Source organism: Streptomyces sp. WAC 06738 (assembly GCF_003945505.1).
Lineage (GTDB): Bacteria > Actinomycetota > Actinomycetes > Streptomycetales > Streptomycetaceae > Streptomyces.
The window spans coordinates 1,615,027-1,639,837 of record NZ_CP029618.1 but is presented as its reverse complement, the minus strand read 5'-3'; the positions used below and the strand labels follow the sequence as shown (position 1 = coordinate 1,639,837).

22 protein-coding genes and 1 riboswitch are annotated in these 24,811 nt (G+C 74.7%); of the genes, 13 read left to right on the top strand and 9 right to left on the bottom strand.

Annotated features, from left to right (window positions below; genetic code table 11):
* Positions 1-49 precede the first annotated feature (49 nt).
* Positions 50-694 carry a response regulator transcription factor gene (locus tag DMB38_RS06860; RefSeq protein ID WP_047015302.1) on the top strand — a complete coding sequence of 215 codons (645 nt, stop codon included), beginning with the start codon at positions 50-52 and terminating at the stop codon, positions 692-694.
* 157 nt (positions 695-851) lie between these two features.
* Positions 852-1,880: a 6-phosphofructokinase gene (locus DMB38_RS06855; RefSeq protein ID WP_125934390.1), complete on the top strand. Its 1,029-nt coding sequence runs from the start codon at positions 852-854 to the stop codon at positions 1,878-1,880.
* A gap of 158 nt (positions 1,881-2,038) precedes the next feature.
* On the opposite strand, the gene DMB38_RS06850 is transcribed toward DMB38_RS06855, so the two are convergent.
* Complete coding sequence (locus DMB38_RS06850) at positions 2,039-3,940, bottom strand: anthranilate synthase family protein (protein WP_240662679.1); 1,902 nt, start codon at positions 3,938-3,940, stop codon at positions 2,039-2,041.
* Between the two features lie 374 nt (positions 3,941-4,314).
* Here DMB38_RS06850 and DMB38_RS06840 point away from each other — a divergent pair, with 374 nt between their 5' ends.
* A complete protein-coding gene (locus DMB38_RS06840; RefSeq protein WP_125934388.1) occupies positions 4,315-5,676 on the top strand; it encodes a 3-deoxy-7-phosphoheptulonate synthase class II in 1,362 nt (453 codons plus the stop codon).
* Between the two features lie 108 nt (positions 5,677-5,784).
* Complete coding sequence (locus DMB38_RS06835) at positions 5,785-6,114, top strand: (2Fe-2S)-binding protein (protein ID WP_125934387.1); 330 nt, start codon at positions 5,785-5,787, stop codon at positions 6,112-6,114.
* 22 nt (positions 6,115-6,136) lie between these two features.
* On the opposite strand, the gene bfr is transcribed toward DMB38_RS06835, so the two are convergent.
* Positions 6,137-6,613, bottom strand: coding sequence for a bacterioferritin (bfr, locus tag DMB38_RS06830; RefSeq protein ID WP_125934386.1), 477 nt, complete (start codon positions 6,611-6,613; stop codon positions 6,137-6,139).
* A 159-nt stretch (positions 6,614-6,772) separates the two neighbouring features.
* On the opposite strand from bfr, the gene DMB38_RS06825 reads away from it, so the two are divergent.
* On the top strand, positions 6,773-7,387 hold the full coding sequence (locus tag DMB38_RS06825) for a sulfite oxidase-like oxidoreductase (RefSeq protein ID WP_125934385.1): 615 nt from the start codon (positions 6,773-6,775) through the stop codon (positions 7,385-7,387).
* An 18-nt stretch (positions 7,388-7,405) separates the two neighbouring features.
* On the opposite strand, the gene DMB38_RS06820 is transcribed toward DMB38_RS06825, so the two are convergent.
* The 5 genes from DMB38_RS06820 to thiO all read right to left on the bottom strand — a co-directional run bounded on the left by DMB38_RS06820 (position 7,406) and on the right by thiO (position 12,798).
* Positions 7,406-8,332 (bottom strand): deoxyribonuclease IV, encoded by a 927-nt coding sequence (locus DMB38_RS06820; RefSeq protein WP_125934384.1) that lies wholly within the window; start codon positions 8,330-8,332, stop codon positions 7,406-7,408.
* Position 8,333: 1 nt separating this feature from the next.
* Positions 8,334-10,250: a Stk1 family PASTA domain-containing Ser/Thr kinase gene (pknB, locus tag DMB38_RS06815; protein WP_125938860.1), complete on the bottom strand. Its 1,917-nt coding sequence runs from the start codon at positions 10,248-10,250 to the stop codon at positions 8,334-8,336.
* A 144-nt stretch (positions 10,251-10,394) separates the two neighbouring features.
* Positions 10,395-11,267 (bottom strand): thiazole synthase, encoded by an 873-nt coding sequence (locus DMB38_RS06810; protein WP_276314944.1) that lies wholly within the window; start codon positions 11,265-11,267, stop codon positions 10,395-10,397.
* 5 nt (positions 11,268-11,272) lie between these two features.
* Entirely contained in the window at positions 11,273-11,533 is a 261-nt protein-coding gene (thiS, locus tag DMB38_RS06805) for a sulfur carrier protein ThiS (RefSeq protein WP_125934383.1), read from the bottom strand.
* Positions 11,530-12,798 carry a glycine oxidase ThiO gene (gene thiO / locus DMB38_RS06800; protein WP_125934382.1) on the bottom strand — a complete coding sequence of 423 codons (1,269 nt, stop codon included), beginning with the start codon at positions 12,796-12,798 and terminating at the stop codon, positions 11,530-11,532. The genes thiS and thiO overlap by 4 nt, the downstream gene beginning before the upstream one ends.
* A riboswitch (TPP riboswitch) is annotated at positions 12,797-12,909 on the bottom strand. Its footprint overlaps the gene before it by 2 nt.
* 197 nt (positions 12,910-13,106) lie before the next feature.
* Between thiO and DMB38_RS06795 the strand changes: the two genes are divergently transcribed.
* The 5 genes from DMB38_RS06795 to DMB38_RS06775 all read left to right on the top strand — a co-directional run bounded on the left by DMB38_RS06795 (position 13,107) and on the right by DMB38_RS06775 (position 17,737).
* Positions 13,107-14,294 (top strand): FAD-dependent oxidoreductase, encoded by a 1,188-nt coding sequence (locus DMB38_RS06795; protein ID WP_240662677.1) that lies wholly within the window; start codon positions 13,107-13,109, stop codon positions 14,292-14,294.
* 121 nt (positions 14,295-14,415) lie between these two features.
* On the top strand, positions 14,416-14,781 hold the full coding sequence (locus DMB38_RS06790; protein ID WP_125934380.1) for an Rv2175c family DNA-binding protein: 366 nt from the start codon (positions 14,416-14,418) through the stop codon (positions 14,779-14,781).
* 74 nt (positions 14,782-14,855) lie between these two features.
* Positions 14,856-15,554, top strand: a complete 699-nt coding sequence (gene thiE, locus DMB38_RS06785; protein ID WP_125934379.1) for a thiamine phosphate synthase — start codon at positions 14,856-14,858, stop codon at positions 15,552-15,554.
* Positions 15,555-15,645: 91 nt separating this feature from the next.
* On the top strand, positions 15,646-16,563 hold the full coding sequence (metF, locus tag DMB38_RS06780; protein WP_125934378.1) for a methylenetetrahydrofolate reductase [NAD(P)H]: 918 nt from the start codon (positions 15,646-15,648) through the stop codon (positions 16,561-16,563).
* Between the two features lie 40 nt (positions 16,564-16,603).
* Entirely contained in the window at positions 16,604-17,737 is a 1,134-nt protein-coding gene (locus tag DMB38_RS06775; protein ID WP_125934377.1) for a hypothetical protein, read from the top strand.
* Positions 17,738-17,807: 70 nt separating this feature from the next.
* Here DMB38_RS06775 and DMB38_RS06770 read toward each other — a convergent pair whose 3' ends face one another.
* Entirely contained in the window at positions 17,808-19,355 is a 1,548-nt protein-coding gene (locus DMB38_RS06770) for an NAD(P)/FAD-dependent oxidoreductase (RefSeq protein WP_240662008.1), read from the bottom strand.
* 501 nt (positions 19,356-19,856) lie between these two features.
* On the opposite strand from DMB38_RS06770, the gene DMB38_RS06765 reads away from it, so the two are divergent.
* The 3 genes from DMB38_RS06765 (at position 19,857) to DMB38_RS06755 (ending at position 22,088) form a co-directional block, all read left to right on the top strand.
* A complete protein-coding gene (locus tag DMB38_RS06765) occupies positions 19,857-20,333 on the top strand; it encodes an SAV_6107 family HEPN domain-containing protein (protein ID WP_240662007.1) in 477 nt (158 codons plus the stop codon).
* A 324-nt stretch (positions 20,334-20,657) separates the two neighbouring features.
* Positions 20,658-21,449, top strand: a complete 792-nt coding sequence (locus tag DMB38_RS06760) for a methyltransferase (protein WP_125934376.1) — start codon at positions 20,658-20,660, stop codon at positions 21,447-21,449.
* Between the two features lie 228 nt (positions 21,450-21,677).
* Entirely contained in the window at positions 21,678-22,088 is a 411-nt protein-coding gene (locus DMB38_RS06755; protein ID WP_125934375.1) for a DUF3040 domain-containing protein, read from the top strand.
* A 329-nt stretch (positions 22,089-22,417) separates the two neighbouring features.
* Here DMB38_RS06755 and DMB38_RS06750 read toward each other — a convergent pair whose 3' ends face one another.
* The gene (locus tag DMB38_RS06750; RefSeq protein WP_125934374.1) at positions 22,418-24,811 is read right to left on the bottom strand and encodes a DUF3488 and transglutaminase-like domain-containing protein; all 2,394 of its coding nucleotides are present in this window, start codon (positions 24,809-24,811) and stop codon (positions 22,418-22,420) included.

The window sequence follows — 24,811 nt, the reverse complement described above, 5'->3', positions numbered from 1 at the left end:
CAGGGAGGGAGTCGAGGTGGGCGGAGAAGGCAGCGGTGGGGTCCGGGTGATGGTCGTCGACGACCACCCCATGTGGCGTGATGCCGTGGCCCGGGATCTGGCGGCCGCCGGGTTCGACGTGGTGGCCACCGCCGGCGACGGGCCGCAGGCCGTGCGGCGGGCGCGGGCCGCCGCGCCGGACGTGCTCGTGCTGGACCTCAACCTGCCCGGGCTGCCCGGCGTGCAGGTCTGCAAGGAGGTCCTCGGCGCCCAGCCCGGCGTGCGGGTGCTCGTGCTCTCCGCCAGCGGCGAGCACGCCGACGTCCTCGAAGCCGTCAAGTCCGGCGCCACCGGCTACCTCGTGAAGTCCGCCAGCACCGAGGAGTTGACCGACGCCGTCCACCGGACCGCCCAGGGTGACCCGGTGTTCACCCCCGGCCTCGCCGGACTCGTGCTCGGCGAGTACCGCCGCCTCGCCGGCGAGCCCGTCGCCGAGAACGCCGACGAGCCCGAGGTGCCCAAGCTCACCGACCGCGAGACCGAGGTGCTGCGCCTCGTCGCCAAGGGCCTCTCGTACAAGCAGATCGCCGAACGCCTCGTCATCTCCCACCGCACGGTCCAGAACCACGTGCAGAACACCCTCGGCAAGCTCCAGCTCCACAACCGCGTCGAGCTCGTCCGCTACGCCATCGAGCGCGGCCTCGACGACGACTGAGCCGCCACCCTCATACCCTCCCGGTCCCCCCTCCGGGTGATGTCCGCCCCCGAATTGACAGGTTGGTGCGTGAATCCCGCTCGCTCCGTGTCGTGTGAGGTGGATCACCGTTAGCGTTGCTGCAGCGGGGTCACGACCGTCAGAAGGGAAACCTGTGATGCGGGTAGGAGTACTGACCGGTGGCGGTGACTGCCCCGGGCTCAACGCGGTCATCCGGGCCGTCGTCCGCAAGGGCGTCCAGGAGTACGGGTACGAGTTCACCGGCTTCCGGGACGGCTGGCGCGGACCGCTGGAGGCCGACACCGTCACCCTGGACATCCCCGCCGTCCGCGGCATCCTGCCGCGCGGCGGAACGATCCTCGGGTCGTCGCGCACCAACCCCCTCAAGGTCGAGGGGGGCATCAAGCGCATCAAGGAGAACATGGCGAAGCTGGAGGTGGACTCCCTCATCGCCATCGGCGGCGAGGACACCCTCGGCGTCGCCCAGCGGCTCGCCGACGAGTACGGCATCAAGGTCATCGGCGTCCCGAAGACCATCGACAACGACCTCTCCGCCACCGACTACACCTTCGGCTTCGACACCGCGGTGAACATCGCGACCGAGGCCATCGACCGGCTGCACACCACGGCCGAGTCCCACATGCGCGTCCTCGTCGTCGAGGTGATGGGACGGCACGCCGGCTGGATCGCCCTGCACTCCGGGCTCGCCGGCGGCGCGAACGTGATCCTCATCCCCGAGCAGCGCTTCGACGTCGAGAAGGTCTGCGGCTGGGTGACCTCCCGCTTCAAGGCCAGCTACGCGCCGATCGTGTGCGTGGCGGAGGGCGCGATGCCGAAGGACGGCGAGATGGTGCTCAAGGACGAGTCCCTGGACGCCTTCGGCCACGTCCGCCTCTCGGGCGTCGGCGAGTGGCTGGCCAAGGAGATCGAGCGGCGCACCGGCAAGGAGGCCCGCACCACGGTCCTGGGGCACGTGCAGCGCGGTGGTACGCCCAGCGCGTACGACCGCTGGCTCGCCAGCCGCTTCGGGCTGCACGCGATCGAGGCGGTGCACGACGAGGACTGGGGCAAGATGGTCGCCCTCCAGGGCACGGACGTGGTGCGGGTGCCGCTCTCCGCCGCCACGGCGCGGATCAAGACCGTGGACCCGAAGCTGTACGAGGAGGTCGGCGTCTTCTTCGGCTGACGGGGTCGGCCGCCGGAAGATGACTTCCGGCGGCCGTGTCCCCGCGGCTGCGGGAGCAAACGCCCTGCGTGGGCCGGGCTTGGCCGGTGTGCAAGGACCATCCCCGCGCCGGCGGGGAGCAAGGGCTGCCGGCCAGAACGAGCGTTGGGGTTCCCGCGTTACGCGGCAGCCGCCGCGAGCGCCTTCAGGAGTTCCGCCAGGATGTGCGCGCCGTTCAGGCTCAGCACCGACTCCGGGTGGAACTGTACCGACGCGAAGCGCTCGCCGCGCAGCGCGTGCACGTCGCCCGTGCGCGGGTCGCGGCTCAGCTCGACGCCGCGCACCGCCGCCAGCGCGGCCGCGGCGGCGTCGTCGCAGCGCGCGGTGTAGGTGCTGTAGAAGCCGGCCGTCTCGGGACGGCCGAAGAAGTCGATCTCCTCCTGCGCCCCCTGGTACGGCACGTCCTTGCGGACCAGGGGCAACCCCAGCTCGGCGGCGAGGAGTTCGTGGCCCAGGCAGACGCCGAGCAGGCCGTGCCGGTGTCCCGCCAGCAGCTCGCCGGCCAGCTCCCGCAGGAAGCGCATCTTCGGATCCGCGGTGTCCGCCGGGTCGCCGGGGCCGGGACCGAGCACGACCGGGCCCTCGTGCGCCAGCGCCGCGTCCCGTACGCCGGGCGCGTCGAAGCGGCGCACGTCCACCTCCGCGCCGGACGCGCGCAGGACGTGGGCGAGCATCGCGGTGAACGTGTCCTCGCCGTCGACCACCAGCACCCGCCCCGGCACCGGACCCGGCGCGGCCGGGTCCTGCACCCGCTGCATGCGCAGCCAGAACGGCGACAGGTGCGTCCTGCGGGCCGCCAGCGCCGCCTGCACCTCCGGGTCCGCGGCGAAGCGCGGCCCGCCCCCGCCCGCGGGCCTTGGGCGCGCGGGCCGTACGCCGAGCGCGGCGAGCACCCCGGCGGCCTTGGCGTGGGTCTCGGCGACCTCGTCGGCCGGCCGGGAGCCGCGGACCAGCGTGGCGCCGACGGGCACTCGCAGCAGGCCGTCCGCGCCGATGTCGGCGGTGCGGATGAGGATGGGGGAGTCCAGGGTCTGCGCGCCGCCGGCGTCGCGGCCGAGGAGGGCGAGCGCGCCGGCGTAGTAGCCCCGGCCGCCCGCCTCGTAGCGCTCGATGACGCGGCAGGCGTTCTGCACGGGCGAGCCGGTCACCGTCGCGGCGAACATCGTCTCGCGGAGCACGTCGCGCGCGTCGAGCGCGGTGCGCCCGCGCAGCTCGTACTCGGTGTGCGCCAGGTGCGCCATCTCCTTCAGCCGCGGCCCGACGACCACCCCGCCCTCCCGCGCGACCGTGCACATCATCTTCAGCTCCTCGTCGACGACCATGGAGAGCTCCTCGATCTCCTTGGCGTCGTGCAGGAACGCCAGCAGGCCGCTTCTGTCCGGGCCGCCGGGCGGGTAGCGGTACGTGCCGCTGATGGGGTTCATCACGACGGTGCCGCCGGTCATCCGCACGTGCACCTCGGGGCTGGCGCCGACGAGGGTGCGCACGCCCGGGCGGTGCACGACGAAGGTCCAGTACGCGCCCTGCTCGCCGGCCAGCAGCCGGCGGAAGAGGGCGAGCGCGTCGGCGGCGCCGAAGCCGTCGACGCGGCCCTCGTAGGTGCGCCGGATGACGAAGTTGGCGCCCTCGCCGGTGCCGATCTCGTCGGCGAGGACCCGGCCGACGATGCCCGCGTACTCCTCGTCCGGCACGTCGAAGCCGCCGCCCTCGACGCGGACGCCGTGGGCGGGCAGGGCGTCGAGCAGCGCGGCGGCGGGCAGCTCGTGGACCTCGTCGGGGACGAGCACGGCCAGCGGCGTGCCGTCGTCGCGGACGTCGAAGCCGCGCTCGCGGATCTGCCGGTACGGCACGAGCGCGAGCGCGCCGACGGCACCGGGCGCCGGGCTGCCGGGGATGTCCGCGAGCCGGTCCACCTCGTGGACGGCGCCGAGGAGGACCTCGACGGGCGCGTCGGGGCGGCCCGGGGTGCGGCGGCGGAGGACGGCGAACGGCGGGGCGCCGTCGGCCAGCAGCCGGCGCACCAGGGCGGCGGCGTCCGGAGCCGGGTCCCGGGCGGTGTCCGGGGCGGGGGCGCCGGGCTCGCCGTCCCCGTCCTCCGGCCGGTCCTGCGGGTGTGACCTGGGGGGATGCTGCACGGGTCGTTCCTTCCTGCGACGGAGGGACCGACCCGCGGAAACACCGAAGGCCGCCCCTCGGGCGGCCTTCGCGGAGTCTTCGTGGGTACGCGCGATCAGGTGGCCGCCGGTCGGACGGGCCACCACCAGGTGCGGACATCGAGCGCGTACATGGCGGAAACCATAGCCCACCGCGGCGCGTCCAACCGCTCACTGTCTGCTCCGTCTCATCTGTCGGTCACCTGCCGGGACCGTGCGGGCGACCCCGTAATCTTGGACCCGTGACTGTCAACGCCGAACCCGCCACGAGCGCCGCCGGTATCCCCCAGACCTGGCGCGACCTGCCCGCGGCACAGCAGCCCGACTGGCCGGACCCCGCGGCTCTGCGCGACGTGACCGCCGAGCTGCAGTCGTATCCGCCGCTGGTCTTCGCCGGCGAGTGCGACCAACTGCGTGACCAACTGGGTGCCGTCGCCCGGGGCGAGGCTTTCCTGCTCCAGGGCGGTGACTGCGCGGAGGCGTTCGACGCGGTCTCGGCCGAGCACATCAGGAACAAGCTGAAGACGCTGCTCCAGATGAGCGCCGTGCTCACGTACGCCGCGTCCGTCCCGGTCGTCAAGGTCGGCCGGATCGCCGGGCAGTACTCCAAGCCCCGCTCCAAGCCCACCGAGACCCGCGACGGCATCACCCTGCCCGTCTACCGGGGCGACTCCGTCAACGGCTTCGAGTTCACCCCCGAGTCCCGCACGCCGGACCCGCAGCGGCTGAAGCGGATGTACCACGCCTCGGCCGCCACGCTGAACCTGGTGCGCGCCTTCACCACCGGCGGGTACGCCCACCTGCGCCAGGTGCACGCCTGGAACCAGGACTTCGTCCGCTCCTCGCCCTCCGGCCAGCGGTACGAGGCGCTGGCGCGCGAGATCGACCGGGCGATGAGCTTCATGCACGCCTGCGGCGTGGACCCGGAGGAGTTCAAGACCGTCGAGTTCTTCTCCTCGCACGAGGCGCTCATCCTCGACTACGAGTCGGCGCTCACCCGCACCGACTCGCGCACCGGCGAGCTGTACGACGTCTCCGGGCACATGGTCTGGATCGGCGAGCGCACCCGGCAGCTCGACCACGCGCACATCGAGTTCGCCTCGCGGATCAGCAACCCCATCGGGGTCAAGCTGGGCCCGACGAGCACGCCGGAGGAGGCGCTCGCGCTGATCGACCGCCTCGACCCGGAGCGGATCCCGGGCCGGCTGACCTTCGTCACCCGGATGGGCGCCGACAAGGTGCGCGACCGGCTGCCCGCGCTGGTGGAGAAGGTCACCGCGTCCGGCGCCCAGGTCGCGTGGGTCTCCGACCCGATGCACGGCAACACCTTCGAGGCCGCCTCGGGCCACAAGACGCGCCGCTTCGACGACGTGCTGGACGAGGTCAAGGGCTTCTTCGAGGTCCACAAGGCGCTCGGCACCCACCCCGGCGGCATCCACGTGGAGCTGACCGGCGACGACGTGACCGAGTGCGTGGGCGGCGGGGACGAGATCTTCGTGGACGACCTGCACCAGCGCTACGAGACGGCGTGCGACCCGCGGCTCAACCGCAGCCAGTCGCTCGACCTGGCGTTTTTGGTCGCCGAGATGTACCGGGGCCAGTGAGCGGTCCCGCCGCGGCGTAACGCAGGTCACGGCAGGGCGGCTCTTTCACGGGACCCCCGCGCCGGGTAAGGTTAGGGTTACCTAATCGTCCCGGCCCGGGGGTTCCGCGTGTTCGTGTGCTCGTGCTTCGGCATCACCGAGGAGCAGGTGCGCGCGCACGCCTCGGCCGGGCGGTGCACGCCCCGCCAGATCGCCTCGGAGTGCAAGGCGGGCACGGACTGCGGCTCGTGCGTGCGCCGGATCCAGGCGCTGCTCGGCCGCGGCGCGGACTGCGCCCGCCGGGAGCTGCTGGAGGGCCGGCAGCCGGCCGGCGAGGGCGCGGTGCCGGTGGCGGCCGGCAGTCAGGCGCTCGCCGGGAGCCAGGTGACCTCGGAGAACGCGGTCGCGGCGGATGCCCCGGCCACCGTCGACGCCGCGCTGCTGCGCGAGGCCGCCTGACCCCGGTCCGTACCCGGAGGGCTCAGTCCGGCTGCTCGATCTGCTGCGCGAGGTAGAGCGCCTCGCCGAGCTTCTCGATGAGATCGAGCTGGGTGTCGAGGTAGTCGATGTGGTGCTCCTCGTCCTCCAGGATCGCCTCGAAGATGTTCGCGGACGTGATGTCGCTCTTGGCGCGCATCAGCTCGATCCCGCGGCGCAGCCGGTCGATCGCCTCCACCTCGATCTGCCGGTCGGCCTGGAACATCTCGGTGACCGTCTGCCCGACCCGGACGTGGAAGAGCCGCTGGTAGTTCGGCAGCCCCTCCAGCAGCAGAATGCGGTCCGTCAGGATCTCCGCGTGCTTCATCTCGTCGAACGACTCGGACCGGGTGTACTTCGCCAGCTTCGTCCAGCCGAAGTTCTCCTGCATCTTCGCGTGCAGGAAGTACTGATTGATCGCCGTCAGCTCGGCCGTGAGCTGCTCGTTCAGGAATTCCAGCACCTCGGGGTCACCCTGCATAACCGGGACTCCTCTCCGCGTGGGTCGGGCAGGTCAGGGGCGCATCCTCGCACCCGGGGCCCGGACGATCCAGTAAGTGCAGGCTTATCCGGGTTGCCCTCGTCCGGCCCCGCCCGCCCCCGGTCATGACCATGCGCAAGCGTCTGCCACCATGGGGTCATGGGTCAGCCGGAGCGCCACGAGGGGGATCTGCCTCCTGGCCAGCGACTGCAGCGCGGCTGGCCCGTGACGCACTACGGCCCGGTGCCGCGGTTCAAGCCCGACCGCTGGGAGCTCCAGGTCTTCGGGGCCACGGCGGACGGCGCGAAGCGCTCCCTCACGCACGACGAGTTCACGGCCCTGCCGTACGCGACCGTGGTCGGCGATCTGCACTGCGTGACGAAGTTCAGCATGCTCGGCGCCGAGTGGGGCGGGGTACTGGCCCGTACGCTGCTGGCGCTCGCACCGCCCGCGCCCGGGGTCACGCACGTGATGGTGTGGGCGGAGTACGGCTTCAGCTCCAATCTGCGGCTGGCCGACTTCGCCGACGAGCGGACGATCTTCGCCACGCACAAGGACGGCGAGCCGCTCACCGCCGAGCACGGCTTCCCGGTCCGGCTCGTGGTGCCGCACCTGTACGCGTGGAAGGGCCCCAAGTGGGTGCGGGGCGTCGAGTACATGACGGCCGACCGCCGCGGCTTCTGGGAGGAGCGCGGCTACCACAACGTCGGCGACCCGTGGCGCGAGCAGCGCTACTCGTACCAGGAAGAACCGGGCGACGGCCCGGACCTCTAGCTTTTCCCGCGGCCCCCGCTACGGCCCCGCCGGCTCCCGCAGCTCCTTCAGCAGGGCGATGTCCGCCGCCGCCTTCGGGCCCTCCGGGCCGCCGCCGGGGGTCTCGATGATCAGCGGTACGCCGGCCATGGCCGGATGGCGGATCAGCTCGCGGAACGCCTCGGCGCCGATCTGCCCGGCCCCGATGTTCTCGTGCCGGTCCAGGCGCGATCCCACCGCGGCCTTCGAGTCGTTCGCGTGCAGCAACCGCAGCCGCCCCGGTCCCGCCACCTCCACCAGCTCGTCCAGCACCTGCTTCGCGCCGCCGCTCGCCGCCAGGTCGTGGCCCGCGGCGAAGACGTGGCAGGTGTCGAGGCAGACGCCGAGCCGCGGGTGCCGGTCCAGCAGGTCCAGATAGGCGCCCAGCTCCGGCAGCCGGGAGCAGAGCGAGAAGCCCTGCCCCGCGGTCGGCTCCAGGAGCAGCGCGGGCGCGTCGGGGTCGTCGTCCAGCTCGTCGAGGAGCGGCAGGGTCAGCTCCCGTACCTGCGCGAGCGCGGTCTCGCGGGGCCGCCCGCCGGTCGCCGAGCCGGTGTGCACCACGACCCCGCGGGCGCCGATCGCCCGGCCGCGGCGCAGCGAGTGCCGCAGCGAGGCGACGGAGTTCGCCGCGGTCGCCGGGGTGTGCGAGCCGAGGTTGATCAGGTACGGGGCGTGCACGTACACCGGGATGCCGTCCTCGGCGCAGCGCCGGAGGAACTCCTCGTCCTGCGCCGGGTCGCCGGGCGGTGTGGCCCAGCCGCGGGCGTTGGCGACGAAGACCTGGACGGCCTCCGCGCCGATCCTGCGCGCGTGCGCCAGGCCCTTCGCGGCCAGCCCGCCGGCGACCCGCACATGGCTGCCGACGGGGTTGCGGAGACGGGCGGCGGACCCGGCGGAGCGTCGTTCATCGGGCGTACGGGAGGACACGTCACCTCACCCAGAGGGTGATCTCGCTGCCGCGCGGCGCCTCGTCCCCGGCGTCGGGGGACTGCCGCCAGACGCTGTCGCCGAAGAAGATCTGGTTCACGTCCGCGCTGAAGCCGGCGTCCTCCAGCGTCTGCTCGGCGTCGTCCACGCTCATGTCGACCACGTCCGGGACCTCCAGCAGCTCGGGGCCCTTGGAGATCGTCAGCGTGACCTTGTCGCCCTCGCCCAGCTCCGTGCCCGGCTCCGGCGAGGTCTCGGCGACGGTGCCGGCGTCCTCCTCGGAGTAGACCGTCTCCGTGGCGACCTCGACCGTCAGGCCCTCCTCGCGCAGCTCCTCCGCCGCGTCGCTCTGGTCGTCGCCGACGACGTCCGGCACCTCGATCGGCGCGCCGCGGCTGACGACCATCGCCACCGCGCGGCCCGCCTTGATCTTCTCGCCGTCCTCCGGGTCCGTGCTGATCACGCGCCCGGCGGGCAGCTCCTCGCTGAACGCCTCCCGCGTCACGCCCGGCTTCAGCCCGGCGTCGCTCAGCTTGTCCTTGGCCTCGTCGAGCGGGACCGCGTACAGCTCGGGGATCTCGACCATCTCCGGGCCCTTGGAGAGCACGAGCGTCACGGAGTCGCCCTGGCGGATGCGGTCGCCGCCCTCGGGGTCGGTACGGAGGACGAGGCCGGCCTTCACCGTGTCGCTGAAGTCCTCCCTGACGTCCGCGTCCAGGTCCTCGCCGGAGAGCATGCTCCGCGCCTCGGCCTCGGTCTTGCCGAGCACGAAGGGGACCTTGGTGAACTGCCCGGAGTTGATGTACCAGACGCCCGTGCCGACGCCCAGCACGAGAACCGCCGCCAGCAGCGCCAGCAGCCCGAGCCGCGGCTTGGGGCGGCCGGGCCGGGCCGGGTCGCCGGGCGCCGGCGGGCCCGGCGGCCGGGCGGCGGTGGTGCCCGGGGGCGCCGCGGCGGGCGTCTCCAGCACGCTGGTGACGTTCAGCCGCTCCTGCGCCGGCGTGACGGCCGGGCTCGGCACCACGGCCGTACGGTCCTCGGAGCCGATCCGCTCCTCGGCGAGGGCCTGCGGGGGCACCGCGTCCAGCTCCTCGTCGGTGAGCTCCGCGCGGGCGCTCCGTACGGCCGACAGCAGCTCCACGGCGTCCGCCGGGCGCTCCTCGCTGCGGCGCGCGGCGGCGGTGGCGACCAGGTCGTCCAACTGCGCGGGCAGCCCCGGGACGACGGCGGACGGCGGCTCGACGTCCTCGTGCAGGTGCTGGTAGAGCACGTGCGCGGCGTGCTCGCCGGCGTGCGGCTTGGCGCCGGTGAGCATCTCGTAGAGCATCACGCCGCAGGCGTACACGTCGACCCGGGGGTCGGCGGCGCCGCGCTCGATCTGCTCGGGCGCCAGATACGACACGCTGCCGAGCACGGCGCCGGTCGAGGCGGTGGTGTGGGTGTCGACGGCGCGGACGAGCCCGAAGTCGGCGACCTTGACCCGGCCGTCGTCGCCGATGAGGACGTTCTCCGGCTTCATGTCGCGGTGCACGAACCCGGCCCGGTGCGCGGCGCCGAGCGCGGCGAGCACGGGCTCCAGGATGTCCAGCGCGGCCCGCGGCTGGAGCGCGCCGCGGTCGTGCAGCACGTCGCGCAGGGTGCAGCCCGGGACGTACTCCATGGCCAGGAAGACGTGCGGGCCGTCGGTGCCCTGGTCGTAGACGCCCACGACGTTCGGGTGGGCCAGGCCCGCGACCGACTTGGCCTCCAGGATGAACCGCTGGACGAAGGAGGCGTCGGCGGCGAGCGACGGGTGCATGACCTTGACGGCGAGCACCCGGTCGAGCCGGGTGTCCAGCGCGCGGTAGACGGTCGCCATGCCGCCGGCGGCGATGCGTGCGTCGACGCGGTAGCGCCCGTCGAGCATCTGCCCGACCATGGGGTCTCCCCACCCTCCCGGCGGATGGGGGGACGGGTCCAGAGTCGTGTCCACGAACGGCAGTCTACGAGGTGAGGGACGCGTTCCCGTCACCGTTGTGCTGCAGTACGTTCCCGAAGGCGTGCCGCTACGGGGCCGGGCAGTTCACCCGAACGCGGGCCGCTCCGGGTCCGGCCCGGGACCCTCGTCCCGGCCGCCCCCGGGGCCCAGCTCGGCGACGCCCGCCCCCGGGGAGGACGCGCGCGCGAAGTGCCGGCGCGGGATGCGCCCGGCGCGCGCGGCGAGCCGGCCCGCGGCGATCGCGTACCGCATCGCCTCCGCCATCAGCACCGGCTCCTGCGCCCGCGTCACCGCGGACGCCAGCATCACCGCGTCGCAGCCCAGCTCCATCGCCAGGGCGGCGTCCGAGGCGGTGCCCGCCCCGGCGTCGAGGATGACGGGCACCCCGGCGGCCTCGGTGATGAGCTCGAAGTTGTGCGGATTGCGGATCCCGAGCCCGGAGCCGATGGGGGAGCCCAGCGGCATCACGGCGGCGCAGCCGGCGTCCTCCAGCCTGCGGGCGAGCACGGGGTCGTCGTTGGTGTACGGGAGCACGGTGAAGCCGTCGTCGACGAGCGTCTCGGCGGCGGCCAGCAGCTCGACCGGGTCGGGCAGCAGAGTCCGCTCGTCGGCGATGACCTCCAGCTTCACCCAGTCCGTGCCCAGCGCCTCGCGGGCCAGCCGGGCGGTGAGGACGGCCTCGCCCGCGGTGTAGCAGCCGGCGGTGTTCGGCAGCACGCGGATGCCGTGGCGGCGCAGCACGTCGAGCACGGAGCCGTGCACGCCGGGGTCGACGCGGCGCATCGCGACGGTGGTCAGCTCGGTGCCGGAGGCGAGGAGGGCGCGCTCCATGAGGTCCAGGCTGCTCGCGCCGCCGGTGCCCATGATGAGGCGGGAGGAGAAGCGGACGCCGGCGATGGTGAGCGGGTCGGCGCCGGTGAGGTCTGCGGGGACGGGGGCGGGGACGGTGCTGGTCACGGTGGTCAGCCTCCCTGGACCGCGGTGAGGATCTCGACGCGGTCGCCGTCGCCGAGGGTGGTGGTGGGCCAGTCGCCGCGCGGCACGACGTCCTCGTTGACGGCGGCGGCGACGCCGCGGTGCGCGGCGGTGAGGGTGGCGACGAGGGCGTCGAGGGTGAGGCCCGCGGCGATCGTGCGGGGCGCGCCGTTGACGGTGATGGTGGGCGCGTGGGCCGGGGAGTCGGTACGGGGGTCGGTACGGGTCTGCGTGGCGTCCTGGGTCATGCGTGCTGCCGCCCTTCGTGCTGCTGGTGCGTACGGCCGAACCGGGTGGCCGCGAACGGGCGGGCCACGTCGGGGAGTTCGCCGCCGGTGAGGACGGCGGCGAGTGCGTCGCCGGTGACGGGGGTGAGGAGCACCCCGTTGCGGTAGTGGCCGGTGGCCAGGTGGAGCCCCGCCAGGGCGGTGGGGCCCAGCAGCGGCGCGTTGTCGGGGGAGCCGGGGCGCAGCCCGGCGCCGGTCTCCACGAGCGGCAGCTCCGTCAGCCCCGGCAGCAGCTCGTGCGCGTCGCGCAGCAGCTCGTACACGCCGCCGGCGGTGACGGTGGTGTCCCAGCCCAGCTCCTCGCTGGTGGCGCCGACCACCAGCTCGCCGCTCTCCCGTGGCACCAGGTACACGCTGCTGCCGCGCACCACGGCCCGTACCGTACGGGACAGGAACGGCGTCCCGGCGTCGGGCATCCGCAACCGCAGCACCTGCCCCTTCACCGGCCGCACCGGCGGGCGTACCGCCTCCGGCACCCCCGCCAGGCTCCCGCTGCGGCTGCCCGCGGCGAGCACCGTCTGTCCGGCGTCGAGCCGGGTGCCGTCCGCCAGCTCCGCGCCCGCCGCCCGCTCGCCTTCGCCCGCGCCGGCGATCCGCAGCCGCGTCGCGACGCCACGGTGGAAGGCGACGCCGGCCCGCTCGCACGCGGTGACGAGCGCCGCGGTCAGCAGCCGCGGGTCCGTCTGGTGGTCGCCGTCGACGCGCAGCCCGCCGCGTACCCCCGGCGCGAGCATCGGCTCCAGGCGGCGGCACTCGCTGCCGCTGAGCCACTGCGCGGAGAGCCCCAGCCGCTGCTGGAAGCCGTGGAGTTCGCGCAGTTGGGCGCGGTCGTCCGCGTCGAGCGCGACGGACAGCGCGCCGCAGCGGCGGTAGCCGATGTCCCGGCCGGACGCCTCCGCCAGTTCGGCGGCGAACGCCGGATAGCGTTCCGCGGCGGCCAGGTTGAGCGCCAGCAGCGCTTCCTCGCCGTAGTGGAGTTCGGTCACGGCGGCGAGCATTCCGGCCGCGACCTGCGCGGCGCCGCCGCCGGGCGCCGGGTCGGCGACGGCGGTGGCCAGCCCGCGGCGCGCCGCCTGCCAGGCGGTGACCAGGCCGATGACGCCGCCGCCGACGACGAGGACGTCGTATGCGGCATCCGCCGTGCGCGGCGCGCCGGTTGGGCCCGCCGCGGGCGCCGCGGAGGGTGTCGTGGTGGGTTCCGTCGGGGGTGTGTCGCGTGGCTGCATGGGCGCGTTCGCCCCTCCCTTCGCCGGCATGACCCGGATCAGGTTCGTACGGTCGGGGGCCGCCAGCCCCCCTCTCAGCCCGGTGCGCGCCGGGCTCCCGCGAGTCTTCCCGGCCACCCTAACTCCGTACGCCCGGCCGCTGTAAGGGAGCCTCGCGAGCGGGCCGGCACGAGCGGCGGCCGACCGGTGCGGCATACAGTGATCGTGTGACCGACGCCGAACCCGACCGCGTGCCCGCCGACCGGGCCGCCAGCCGCCCCAGCCGCGCCGCGGACCCCGCCGCGGGCACCGTCGTCGTCGGCGCCGGCATGGCCGGCGTGCAGACCGCCGTGGCGCTGCGCGAGCAGGGGTACGCGGACGCCGTCACCCTCGTCGGTGCGGAGCCGCACGATCCGTACGACCGGCCGCCGCTGTCGAAGGCGGTGCTGCTGGGCAAGGCGGAGGGCTCGGCGTTCGAGGTGGACTTCGCGGAGTACGGCATCGGGCTCCGGCTGGGGCTGCACGCCGACCGGCTGGACACCGAGGGGCGGGTGCTGGAGACGGACGCCGGGCCGGTGCCGTACGGGAACCTGGTGCTCGCCACCGGCGCGGCGCCGATCCCGCTGCCGGGCGCCCCGGCAGGCGCCACGCCCGGCGTGCACCTGCTGCGCACCCTCGACGACGCGGCGCGGCTGCGCGCGGTGCTGGTGCGGCGCAGCCGGGTCCTGGTGGTCGGCGCGGGCTGGATCGGCGCGGAGCTGACCACCGCGGCGCGCGAGCAGGGCTGCGAGGTGACGGTCGTGGAGGCCGCCGGGCATCCGCTGGCGGCGGCGCTGCCCGCGGCGGTCGCGGCGCCGATGGCCGCGTGGTACGAGGAGAGCGGCGCCCGGCTGCTGACGGGGCGCCGGGTCGAGCGCGTCGAGAGCGCGGGCGAGCACGGCCCGGTCGCGGTGGTCCTCGACGACGGTACGGAGCTGACCGCCGACGCCGTCGTCGTCGGCATCGGCGCCCGCCCCACCACGGCCTGGCTCGCCGGCTCCGGCGTCGCGCTGGGCGGCGACGGGGCGGTGCGGGCCGACGAGCGGCTGCGTACGAACGTGCCCGGCGTCTGGGCCGTCGGCGACTGCGCGTCGTTCCCGTCCGCGCGCTACGGGGAACGGCTGCTGATCCACCACTGGGACAACGCGCTGCAGGGCCCGACGACGGTCGCCGCGGACATCGCGGGCGCGCCGGGCGCGGTGTACGACCCGGTGCCGTACTTCTGGTCCGAGCAGTTCGGCCGCTTCGTGCAGTACGTCGGCCACCACACGGACCGCGACGAGCTGCTGTGGCGCGGCGACCCGGACGGCACCTCGTGGTCGGTGTGCTGGCTGCGCGCCGGCCGGCTCATCGCGCTGCTGGCCGTGGGCCGGCCGCGGGACCTCACCCAGGGGCGCAAGCTGATCCACGCCGGCGCCGCGCTGGACCGCGAGCGGGCCGCCGACGCGGCCGTACCGCTGAAATCGGCCGCGCTCTGACGTCCGCGGCACTGCCGGGGGCCGCGCCGGCCCCCCTGCATACGGGGATGCTTCGCGGTGATATGCCTCCCTTTGGCGCTGCCCTGTACCGGCAGGCGGTCCGAGATGGCAGGCTGGGGGTGTGACCGAGATTGATGCGAAGATCGATGCTCTCGTCCCCTCCTGGCTCACCCTTCCCGACGTCGCGGAGAAGCTCGGCGTCGAGGTGACCCGCGTGCGGCAGTTGGTGAAGGAAGGCCAGCTGATCGCGGTGCGGCGGGGTGAGAACAACGCGCTGCACGTGCCCGCCGAGTTCATCGGCGAGGGGAAGGTGATCAAGGGCCTCACCGGCACCCTGACGCTGCTCAAGGACGACGGCTTCAGCGACGCGGAGGCGCTGGAGTGGCTGTTCACCCCCGACCCCTCGCTTCCGGGGACTCCCGCGCAGGCGCTGCGCGAGAACCGCGGGACGGAGGTCAAGCGCAGGGCGCAGGCACTGGCTGTGTAACCTCGCGGGGCCGGGCGCGCAGCCGCGGGTCCGGCCCCGCGACCGTACGGGACCGTACGAGGGGGGAGTGCCGCATGAAGGCAGGAACCGCCGCCCGCGCCACCGCGGACGCCCGCGCCCGGCTCGGCGCCGCGCAGCTCTATCTCTGCACCGACGCCCGCACCCGCCAGGGCGACCTGCCCGAGTTCCTCGACGCCGTGCTGGCCGCGGGCGTGGACATCGTCCAACTGCGCGAGAAGGGCATGGAGGCGCGCGAGGAGCTGGCGCACCTGGAGGTGTTCGCCGACGCCTGCCGCCGGCACGGCCGGCTGCTCGCCGTCAACGACCGCGCCGACGTGGCGCACGCCGCGGGCGCCGACGTGCTGCACCTGGGCCAGGGCGACCTGCCCGTGCCCGCCGCCCGCGCCATCCTGGGCGCCGGGCCCGAGGACGTGCTGATCGGCCGCTCCACCCACGCCGAGGCGGAGACCCGCGCCGCGGCCGCCGAGCCCGGCGTCGACTACTTCTGCACCGGCCCGTGCTGGCCCACGCCCACGAAGGCCGGGCGCCCCGCGGCCGGCCTCGGCCTCGTCCGGTACGCGGCGGGGCTCGGCACCGACCGCCCGTGGTTCGCCATCGGCGGAATCGACCTCGGAAACCTCGACGAGGTCCTGGCGGCCGGTGCCCGCCGCGTCGTCGTCGTGCGCGCCCTGACGGCCGCGGAGGACCCCGGAGCTGCGGCGGGTGAGTTCGTACGGCGGCTGCGCGCGGCCCGGAACGGTGACGTCCGGTAATCGCCGGGGCGGCCCGGGGCGCCGGGTCCCGGCCGGGCAATTGAGCTGGCCGTCTTGGGTCCGGAGGTGACAGGCGGTTAACCTGCCGCGTATGGCCACCGGCATCGCTTCGACCAGGAATGATCGCGCAGTCACTGTTCGTGAACTGCTCGCGTCCGGCAAGCAGTCGTTTTCGTTCGAGTTCGCCGCCCCGAAGACCGACAAGGGGGAGCGGACCCTCTGGAACGCCGTACGGCGCATCGAGGCCGTACAACCGACCTTCGTCTCCGTGACGTACGGCGCCGGCGGCTCGTCCCGCGAGGGCACCGTCCGCGCCACCGAGCGCATCGCCACCGACACCACGCTCACGCCCGTGGCGCACCTCACCGCGGTCGACCACTCCGTCGCCGAACTGCGGAACGTCATCGGACAGTACGCGGACGCCGGCATCCGCAACATGCTCGCGGTCCGCGGCGACCCCCCGGGCGACCCGATGGGGGAGTGGGTCGCGCACCCGCAGGGGGTGTCGTACGCCGCCGACCTGGTCCGGCTCATCAAGGAGTCGGGCGACTTCTGCGTCGGCGTCGCCGCCTTCCCCGAGCGGCACCCGCGGTCCACGGACTGGGACAGCGACATCCGGCACTTCGTCGACAAGTGCCGCGCGGGCGCGGACTACGCGATCACCCAGATGTTCTTCCACGTCGAGGACTACCTGCGGCTGCGCGACCGGGCGGCCGCCGCCGGCTGCGCGACGCCGATCATCCCGGAGATCATGCCGGTCACCAACGCCCGGCAGATCCAGCGGTTCGCCGAGCTGAGCGGGGCCACGTTCCCGCCGGAGCTGGCTGATCGGGTTCTCGCGGTCGAGGACGACCGCGCCGCGGTACGCTCCATTGGCATCGAGTACGCCACGGACATGTGCGAGCGGTTGCTGTCCGAGGGAATCCCCGGACTGCACTTCATTACGCTGAACCACTCCACGGCAACGCTGGAGATCTACCAGAACCTCGGACTGCACCGGCGGTCCTGAGGGCAGGCACCACCTAGCGGGGGCGGAAGAGAGGCACGTGATGGGCGACTTGGCCTGGTTGGCCCTCTATGCCATGTTCGGGCTCGTCGCGCTGTGGCTGCTCTGGGAAGTGCTGATGCAGTACAAGGCCCCGCTGCGCTGGCGCGCGCTGGCCTTCGTCGGCTTCCTCTGCGTGGTGCTCGGCGTGCTCATGCCCTCGGTGGTCGTGATCGGCCTCGGCGTGGTGGTGTTCGCGCTCGGCCAGGTCAAGGTCACGCTCTCCTACCGCAGCGGCTACTCCGGCGGCTGGGCGGTGAACAGGCGCGGGGAGGACGAGGACTACGGCGGCGGACACGAGGCGCAGGGGTACGACGCGCAGGGGTACGACGACGGCGCGTACGACGGCCGCCAGGCGCCGCCGCCCCCGGAGCACGCCGCCCCCTACCCGGCGTACGAGCCGGAGGGCGCGCCGGGCGCGGCGCAGGAACAGACCTCGCAGTTCTCGCCCTTCGGCGACGAGCAGGCCCTCGCGGGCGCCGCCCCCGGCCAGCAGACGTACGCGGGCGGCTACGACGCGTACGGCAACGGGAGCAACGGCGCCGGCTACGACTCCGGCAGCTACGCGACCACCTCCGCCTACGACTCCGGCAGTTACGCCACCACGTCGGCGTACGACACCGGCAGCCACGCCACGACCTCCGCCTACGACACCGGCAGCCACGCGACCACCTCCGGCTACGAGGCCGGGGGCTACGCCACCAACGGCGCCGGCATGGACGGCTACGGGCAGGACCAGCAGATATACCCGGACACCGGCGGCTACGGCACGGAGCACCAATACGCCGGGTACGACGCGGCCGCGCCCGCCCCCGGCGGCTACCCGGACCCCTACGGCGGCTCGGAGTACGCCGCCCCGGCCCCGCCGCAGTACTACGACTCCACGCAGGGCGGCGGGCAGCAGTACGACACGGGCGGCGCCGGCTACCCCGGCTACGACCAGCAGCAGTACGGCCAGCAGTACGCGGAGGGCTACGACACCGGCCGGCAGCCCGCGTACGGCCAGGAGAGCTACGGGACGGCGGGCGACAGCGTCTGGATGCCGCAGCAGCGCGACGCGGACCCGCTGGGCACCGAGGACCCGTACGCACAGCAGCAGGGCTACCCCGGCTACGAGCAGCAGCAGTACCGCTACTGACCCCCGGCGGTCACCCGCCCCCACTGACCGTCCCGACCGGCCGCCCCGCGCCCCGCCCCGGCCGCGCGCCTCAGCGGGAGCCGCGGAAGTCCGCGCCCTCCATGATCAGCCCGGCGACCAGGGCCCCCGACATCCCCGCGTGCGCAAGACCGCCGCCCGGGTGCGCCCAGCCGCCGACCGCGTAGAGCCCCGGCACTGCCGTGGTGTTCGGCAGCGGCAGATACGCGCCCCCGGCCCCCGCCAGCGCGGGCCCCGGCACCGCGCCGCCCGGGGCGCCCGTCTCGGCGGCGGTGTCCGCGGGCGTACGCACCTCGCGCCACAGCACCCGCTCCGCCAGCCCCGGCACCGCCCGCCCGGCCGCCGCCACCATCCGGTCCGCGAACGCCTCCGCGGCCTTCTCCGCGCCCTCGGCCGCCCACGCCCCGGCCGGGACGACGGCGGTCACCGTCACGGCCTCGTGCCCGGCGTCCGGGCGCTGCGCGGGGTCGTCGGGGCGCAGCACGGTGACGGTGGGTTCCGGGTCGGTCCCGGGGTTCTCCCCGTCGAAGATCCAGGCCAGTTCGCGCGCCGGGTCCGGGGAGTGCACGACGGTCCGGTGCACGGCGTCGCCGTCCCGCGCGCCGCGCAGCGCCAGGCAGACGGTCATCCGCGCCGGTACGGCCCGCGCCGCCGCCGGGGTCCCGCCGCCCCCGTACGCGCCGGGCGCCAGCTCCGCGAGCCGGGCCCGCGGCACCCCGGCGATCACGACGTCGGCGTCCGCACGCCCGCCGCCGGCCAGTTCGACGCCCGCGGCCCGGCCGTCCCCGCCCACCCGGACGGCCACCACCTCCGCGCCGAACGCGAACTCGATCTTCCGCTCCCCGCAGCGCTCGTACAGCGCGTCCGCCAGCGCCCGCATGCCGCCCCGCACGTACCAGCCGCCGAAGGTCTCCTGCACGTACGGCAGCATCGCCGCGCCCGCCGGGGCGTGCCGCGGGTCGAACCCGTACGCCAGCGCGTGCTGCGCGAGCATCGTCCCCAGCGCGGGGTACGCGCCCAGCTCGCCCGCGGCGACGTCGGCCACGGTGGCGGGCGGTGCGGCCGGGCGGGCGCCGCGCAGGCGGCGCAGCAGCCCGCGTCCCGCGGGCGGCGGGGGCGCGGGGTAGAAGTCGGCGGCCAGCGCGCCCGGGTCGGCGGGCAGGGGTTCCTCGACGAGCGGGCGGCGGGCGGCCTCCCAGACCCGGCGGCCCCGGTCGAGGAGGGCGGTCCACGCCTCGCCCGCGCCGGCGCCCGTGGCGGCGTCGAGGGCCCGTACGACGCCCGCGCGGGAGGCGTTGGGCAGGGTGGCGGCGGTGCCGTCGGGGAAGACGTGCCGCTCGGCCGGGTCCACCGGCACGAGGTCCACGCACTTCTCCAGCTTCCGCCGGCCCGTCTTGAGGAACAGGTCGCGGTAGACCGCGGGGAGGTACAGCACCCCGGGGCCGGTGTCGAAGCCGAAGCCGTCGCGCTCCAGCCGCCGTACGCCGCCGCCGTGGGTGCCGGAGCACTCGTGGACCGTCACCCGGTGGCCCGCGAGGGCCAGCCGCGCGGAGGCGGCCATGGCGCCCATGCCCGCCCCGACTACCGCGATCTCTGCCATGGCCCGGACTTTATCCCCCGCCCCGCGCGGGCCCGCGGGCGGGCCGAGCGGGGCTGGGGGTGCGTACTCAGTCGTAGGTACGCGTACTCAGATCCCTGCTTGAGTATCCGAGCGGATGGGCCCCGACCTGCACAAACGGCAGAGTGAAGGACGTGGGACGGACGCAGTACGGGGCCACGGACCGCCGACACGGGGTGGCGGAACGGGACCCCGGTGCCGGCCCACGAGGGGGGATCGGGGGAAGAGGGGGGAAGCTGCCCCGGTGGTGGAGCGACGGGGGATCGCTTCGCGCCGGGGCAGCGCCCGTTTCCAGGGTGCCCGCCCCGGCCGGGGCGCGGCTCCACCCCGGGGCGGCACCAGCCGGCGCCGTTGCCGCGGAGGGTGCGGTCGGCGGCATCGTCGCAGGTAGCGGGGGAGTTCAGGTCGATTGTCAGTGGGGTGCGCCACGATGGGCACATACGAACGAACGACTGAAGGACTGACGCTGACAGGAGGCAAGCCATGGCAGCCGAGCCGGCTTACGCCCCACCGAGTGATGTCCACCCCGTCCTGCGCCCGGGCACTGCGCCCAAGGCGGCGCTGGAGCTCCTCGCGCAAGCCCACGCCGGTCTGGCGGAGGCGGCGGAGATGGAGACGGCGAACGAGCGCTACTCACTGGCCCATCTCGCCGCGCTGCGCACTGCCGCGGCGGTCCTGGCGGTGCGCGGGCGGCCGGAGCCGACGCCGCGGCGCCGGCAGCGGATCCGCAGCGCGTGGGAGGTGCTGCCGGAGGTCGCGCCGGAACTCGCCGAGTGGAGCGCGATGTTCGCGGCCGGCGCCCGGCTGCGGGCCCGCGCGGAGGCGGGCATCAGGGATGCGGTCGACGCGCAGGAGGCGGCCGATCTCCTGCGCGCGGCAGGCATGTTCACGCGCATAGTCGAGCGGATGCTCGTCGTCCAGCCGCTGATACGCCCCCAACCGGGCCCGGAGCCGCGCTGAGGCGCGCTGAGCGCTGCGCGGCGGCCGGGGGCGGGAAACGCGGGTCCGGCGGGCGTGGGCCGCCGCCGGCCCGCGGGCACACGGTGTGCCGGATGCCGGACGCGGCGCCGTGCGCGTCCGCGGTCGCCTGCCGGCCCCGGCCGTGTGCTCGCAGTCCCGGGCGCCGACGCGGTACCGGGCACTTCGCCGCGTCCGTCGCCCCGTTCGGGTCGCGGGCGTGCGCGGAGGCCGTCCGCCAGGGGGTGCCGGGACCGTCCGCTCGGGCACGGGGCGCCGGTGCGCAGCCTCTAAGCTGGGCCACGCCCGATCTTCGAGGAGCGCTCCATGCCCCGTACGACACCGCACGACCACCTGCCGCGCGCGTCGCTGCGCGCCGCCGTCGTCTGGGAGGCGCTGGAGGACGCCCTGGCCCGGCACGGGGCCGACGGGCAGGGCGGCGTGGACGCCGCGGCCGGCGGCCGGGCGCTCGACGTGCTGGACACCGGGGGCGGCACCGGCGGCTTCGCCGTGCCCGCGGCCCTGCTCGGGCATCGGGTGACGGTCGTCGACCCCAGCCCGAACGCGCTTTTCGGGCTGCAGCGCCGTGCCGCGGAGGCCGGCGTCGCCGACCGGGTGCGGGGCGTGCAGGGCGACATCCACGCTCTGTTCGACGTCGCCGAGCCCGGTGCGTACGACGCGGTGCTCTGCCACGGTGTCCTGGAGTACGTCGACGACCCCGCCGCGGGCCTCGCCAACGCCGTCGCCGCGCTGCGGCCCGGCGGCCTCCTCAGCGTGCTGGCGGCGGGCGTCGGCGGCGCCGTGCTGGCCCGCGCGCTCGCTGGGCACTTCTCCTCCGCCCGCCGCGCGCTCACGGGCGGAGACGGCCGCTGGGGCGAGGCGGACCCGGTGCCGCGCCGGTTCACCCCGGAGGAGCTCACCCGGCTCGTCGCCGCCGCCGGCGTGGACGTACGGGCCGTGCAGGGCGTACGCACCTTCTCCGACCTGGTGCCCGACGGCCTCGCCGAGTCCGAGCCGGGCGCGCTCGACGCGCTGCTGGAGCTGGAGCGGGCCGCGGCGGAGTCGCCGGCGTTCCAGCCGGTGGCGGCGCAGCTTCATGTTCTGGGCGGCCGGAAGTGATAACCGGTCCCCCCGCGGGCAAAGGTGCAGTAGGCCACAGGCCACCCGTTCGGCCCCGGCGCGCCGTATGATCTGAGTCAAGGCCTGCTACGGCGGGCAGGCCCAGATCCGCGCCGCGGATCGGCGGATTTGGCGCAGAGGGGCGGGTTTCACGGGGGCGCATACCTGCCTATCCTGGAGGTGCCGCGTCCCGGTCGCCCCCAAGCGACCGACGAGTAGGAGGACTCCGTGCCGCTCTCGGAGCACGAGCAGCGCATGCTCGAGCAGATGGAGCGAGCGCTGTACGCAGAAGATCCCAAGTTTGCGACAGCGCTTGAGGGAAGCAGGCTGCGCACGTACACCCGCCGTCGGGTGTACCAGGCCGTAGCCGGTTTCCTGGTGGGTATCGCGCTCCTGATGGCCGGAATGGTCGCGCAGCAGATCTGGGTCAGCGTGGTGGGCTTCCTCGTCATGCTGGGATGTGCGGTGCTCGCCGTCACCGGTTGGCGCAGGACTGCGAACCCGGGCGAACAGCAGCAGCAGCCGGGCGAAGCCGCGGCCCCCCAGGGCGGTCAGCAGCGTCGCAGGACCCGGCAGCGCCGTTCCATGATGAACAGGATCGAAGAGCGGTGGCAGCGCCGCCGCGACGAGGGACGCTAGGCCACCAGGTCCCTCCCCGTGCAGAGCTCCCCGGGCCCGGCCCGCGGGAGCTCTCAGCACGCGGTACCCCCTTCGGTCCTGCCGGGTGCCCGTAGTCCGGGCACGATCTGCTCCCAGGCGACCGCACCTCGCGGAGTGTGCCATTCCCGTTACGCCCTCCGCGGACGAAGTCCGCGCACGACCGTCCGTACGAAGACCGTCCGAGACGTGTCCGTACGAAGACCCCGCGAGCCGTGTCCGTCCCCGGTCGCAGCCCCCCCCGTGCCACCCGAACGGCCCCGCCGCGCAACCGCGCGACGGGGCCGTTCCGGTCCGCTTCGGGCTGGGCCCTACGCCCGCTGCCGCGACGGCCGCAGCGCCGCGCCCGCGCGCCGTAGCGCCCCGCGCCAGCGCCCCGTCAGCGCCGCCCAGCGCGCCGACACCGCCCACAGCAGCCGCACCGACGAGCGCGGCGCCACCGCCGCGCGCAGCCGCGCGGCCGCGCCCGCGTCGCGGCCCATCGCCGCCCGCGCTCTCCGTACGTCCTCCGCCAGCCCGTCGACCTGCCGCGGGCGCGGCGCGTAGAGCGTCTGCTCCACCGCCCCCGCCACCCGCAGCGCCGACTGCGCCGCCGCACCGTCCAGGCCGCCGAACCTGATGAGCGCCGCCGCCGTCGTCCGCGGCGTCTGCGACTCGTCGGGCGGCAGCCCGAAGTCCCAGGCGGAGTCGATCAGTTCACGCCAGGCCGCCAGCGGCCCCGTGCCCGGGCGGAGCCTTCTGCCCCGTTCCCGTACGCGCCAGATGGCCGGCAGCGACGGCAGGAGCAGGAGCAGCAGCACCCCAGCCGCCCCCGCCGCGATGCCCGCCGCCGGCGGCCCGCTGTCCGTCGGGCCCGCGGCCCCGCCGCCCGCCGCCTCGTCGTCCGGGCAGCCGTCCACCCGCCGCAGCGACGCCGGGCACTCGTCCTCCGAGGCCGAGGGGGTCGGGGTCGGGTCGGCGGAGCTGCCGGGGTCCGGCAGCTCGTTCGCGGGGTCGCCGCCGCCGTTCGGCTGGTCCTCCATCGTGTAGTCGGGCAGCGTGCCGCGGGTCGGGGTCGGCTCGAAGCGGGTCCAGCCGGCGCCCTCGAAGTACAGCTCGGGCCAGGCGTGCGCGTCCTGCAGCCCCACCGACATCGACCCGTCGCTCTGCGCCGTGCCCGGCACGAAGCCGACCGCGACCCGGGCGGGGATGCCGAGGGTCCGCGCCATCGCGGCCATCGTGAAGGAGAAGTGGACGCAGAAGCCCTGCTTGTCCTCCAGGAACCGCAGGATCGCCTCGGGGTCGGAGGCGTCGAGGTCGGTCTCCGTGTCGTAGACGAAGTTGGTGGTGAAGTAGTCCTGCAGCGCCAGCGCCCGCTCGTAATCGTTCGCCGAGCCGCGGGTGATCTCCTGTGCCTGCCGGCGGACTTCGTCCGGCAGCGAGTCGGGCACCTGCGTGTACTCCTCGCTCAGTGCCGGGTCCGGCGGCGGCGCGGTGGCCAACTGGCGCGCGGTGGGCGCCATGAGCAGGCTGGTGACCTGGTATTCGGCGCCGCCCGTGGTGGTGCCGCCGTCGCCGACGACGGACCGGCCCTCCGGCTCGTAGCGCCAGTCGCCCCCTATGCGCACCTGGTACGCGGGGTACGGCATCGGCAGCCACTGCTGCCGGAAGTCGTCGTCGGCCCGCACGTTCAGCGTGAGGGGCGTGGACCTGATCTGGCTGTTGGAGTAGCCCTGCGGGGTGGGCAGCGGGTCCGGGATGTCCTCGATGCTGCGGCGCGAGGGCTGCCAGGAGGTGCCGTCGAACCGGTCGAGGGCGACGAAGCGCATGTACAGCGCCTGGTTCTGGGCGCCGTCCTCGGCGCGGTAGCGGAAGATCTCGCGGTTCTCCGGCTGGTTCAGGCTCTGCTGCAGCCGCACCACGGGGTTGATCGCGGTGACCGTACCGCCGCCCGGACCCTGCCCGGGACCGGTGGTCTTGCCGTCCAGCAGCCCGCCGTCCAGCGTCGGCAGCGCCGCGGGGACGACGAGCGCGAAGCCCAGCGCCACGGCGCCGATCCGCCGGCCCGTACGCACCGGGGCCACCGGCCGGCCGCCCCCCGGCTCCGCGGCCCCCGGCGCGCCCACGGACTGCCCGCCGCCGAACATCCGCCCCCACTGCGCCAGCCGGTCCCGCCCCTCGGCGAGCAGCAGCAGCAGGTAACCGGCGCCGGCGAGCAGGAACGTCAGCCAGCTCCCGCCCTGGTTGAGCCCGGCGGCGACGGAGTACAGCGCGAGCAGCGGCAGCCCCGCGGGCGCGGCGCTGCGGAACGTCACCGCCACCGCGTCCACCAGCAGCGCCACCCCGGCGATGCCGGAGAGCAGCATCAGCTCTATGCCGTCGGTGACCGGGGCCGGGATGGAGTAGCGCGAGACATCGTCGCCGCCCTCCTGGAAGAGCTGCCGGAACTCCTCGATCGCCGCCGGGTTGGGGAGCACTCCGCCCGTCGCCTGGTCGGCGGTGAAGAGCATCGTCAGCAGCACCACCGTGACCGCGGTCTGCGCCAGCACCGTCAGCGGGCGCGCCAGCGGGATGCGGCGGGCGATCATGCCGACGCCGCCGATCACGACGACGATGAAGATCGCCTTGAAGAACCAGGTCATCCTGTCGGTGAGCGGCAGCAGCGCGGTGGCGGCCAGCAGGGATGCCGCCGCCGCGCAGATCGTGAGCCGGGCCCGTCCGCTCAT

What these genes read in the sequence shown, in the direction of transcription:
- DMB38_RS06860 (WP_047015302.1), top strand. Translation starts at nt 50, where the DNA reads ATGGTCGTCGACGACCACCCCATGTGGCGTGATGCCGTGGCCCGGGAT.
- DMB38_RS06855 (WP_125934390.1), top strand. Translation starts at nt 852, where the DNA reads ATGCGGGTAGGAGTACTGACCGGTGGCGGTGACTGCCCCGGGCTCAAC.
- bfr (WP_125934386.1), bottom strand. Translation starts at nt 6,613, where the DNA reads ATGCAGGGTGACCCCGAGGTGCTGGAATTCCTGAACGAGCAGCTCACG.
- DMB38_RS06825 (WP_125934385.1), top strand. Translation starts at nt 6,773, where the DNA reads ATGGGTCAGCCGGAGCGCCACGAGGGGGATCTGCCTCCTGGCCAGCGA.
- pknB (WP_125938860.1), bottom strand. Translation starts at nt 10,250, where the DNA reads ATGGTCGGGCAGATGCTCGACGGGCGCTACCGCGTCGACGCACGCATC.
- thiS (WP_125934383.1), bottom strand. Translation starts at nt 11,533, where the DNA reads ATGACCCAGGACGCCACGCAGACCCGTACCGACCCCCGTACCGACTCC.
- thiO (WP_125934382.1), bottom strand. Translation starts at nt 12,798, where the DNA reads ATGCAGCCACGCGACACACCCCCGACGGAACCCACCACGACACCCTCC.
- DMB38_RS06795 (WP_240662677.1), top strand. Translation starts at nt 13,107, where the DNA reads ATGGCCGGCGTGCAGACCGCCGTGGCGCTGCGCGAGCAGGGGTACGCG.
- thiE (WP_125934379.1), top strand. Translation starts at nt 14,856, where the DNA reads ATGAAGGCAGGAACCGCCGCCCGCGCCACCGCGGACGCCCGCGCCCGG.
- metF (WP_125934378.1), top strand. Translation starts at nt 15,646, where the DNA reads ATGGCCACCGGCATCGCTTCGACCAGGAATGATCGCGCAGTCACTGTT.
- DMB38_RS06775 (WP_125934377.1), top strand. Translation starts at nt 16,604, where the DNA reads ATGGGCGACTTGGCCTGGTTGGCCCTCTATGCCATGTTCGGGCTCGTC.
- DMB38_RS06770 (WP_240662008.1), bottom strand. Translation starts at nt 19,355, where the DNA reads ATGGCAGAGATCGCGGTAGTCGGGGCGGGCATGGGCGCCATGGCCGCC.
- DMB38_RS06765 (WP_240662007.1), top strand. Translation starts at nt 19,857, where the DNA reads ATGGCAGCCGAGCCGGCTTACGCCCCACCGAGTGATGTCCACCCCGTC.
- DMB38_RS06760 (WP_125934376.1), top strand. Translation starts at nt 20,658, where the DNA reads ATGCCCCGTACGACACCGCACGACCACCTGCCGCGCGCGTCGCTGCGC.
- DMB38_RS06750 (WP_125934374.1), bottom strand. Translation starts at nt 24,811, where the DNA reads ATGAGCGGACGGGCCCGGCTCACGATCTGCGCGGCGGCGGCATCCCTG.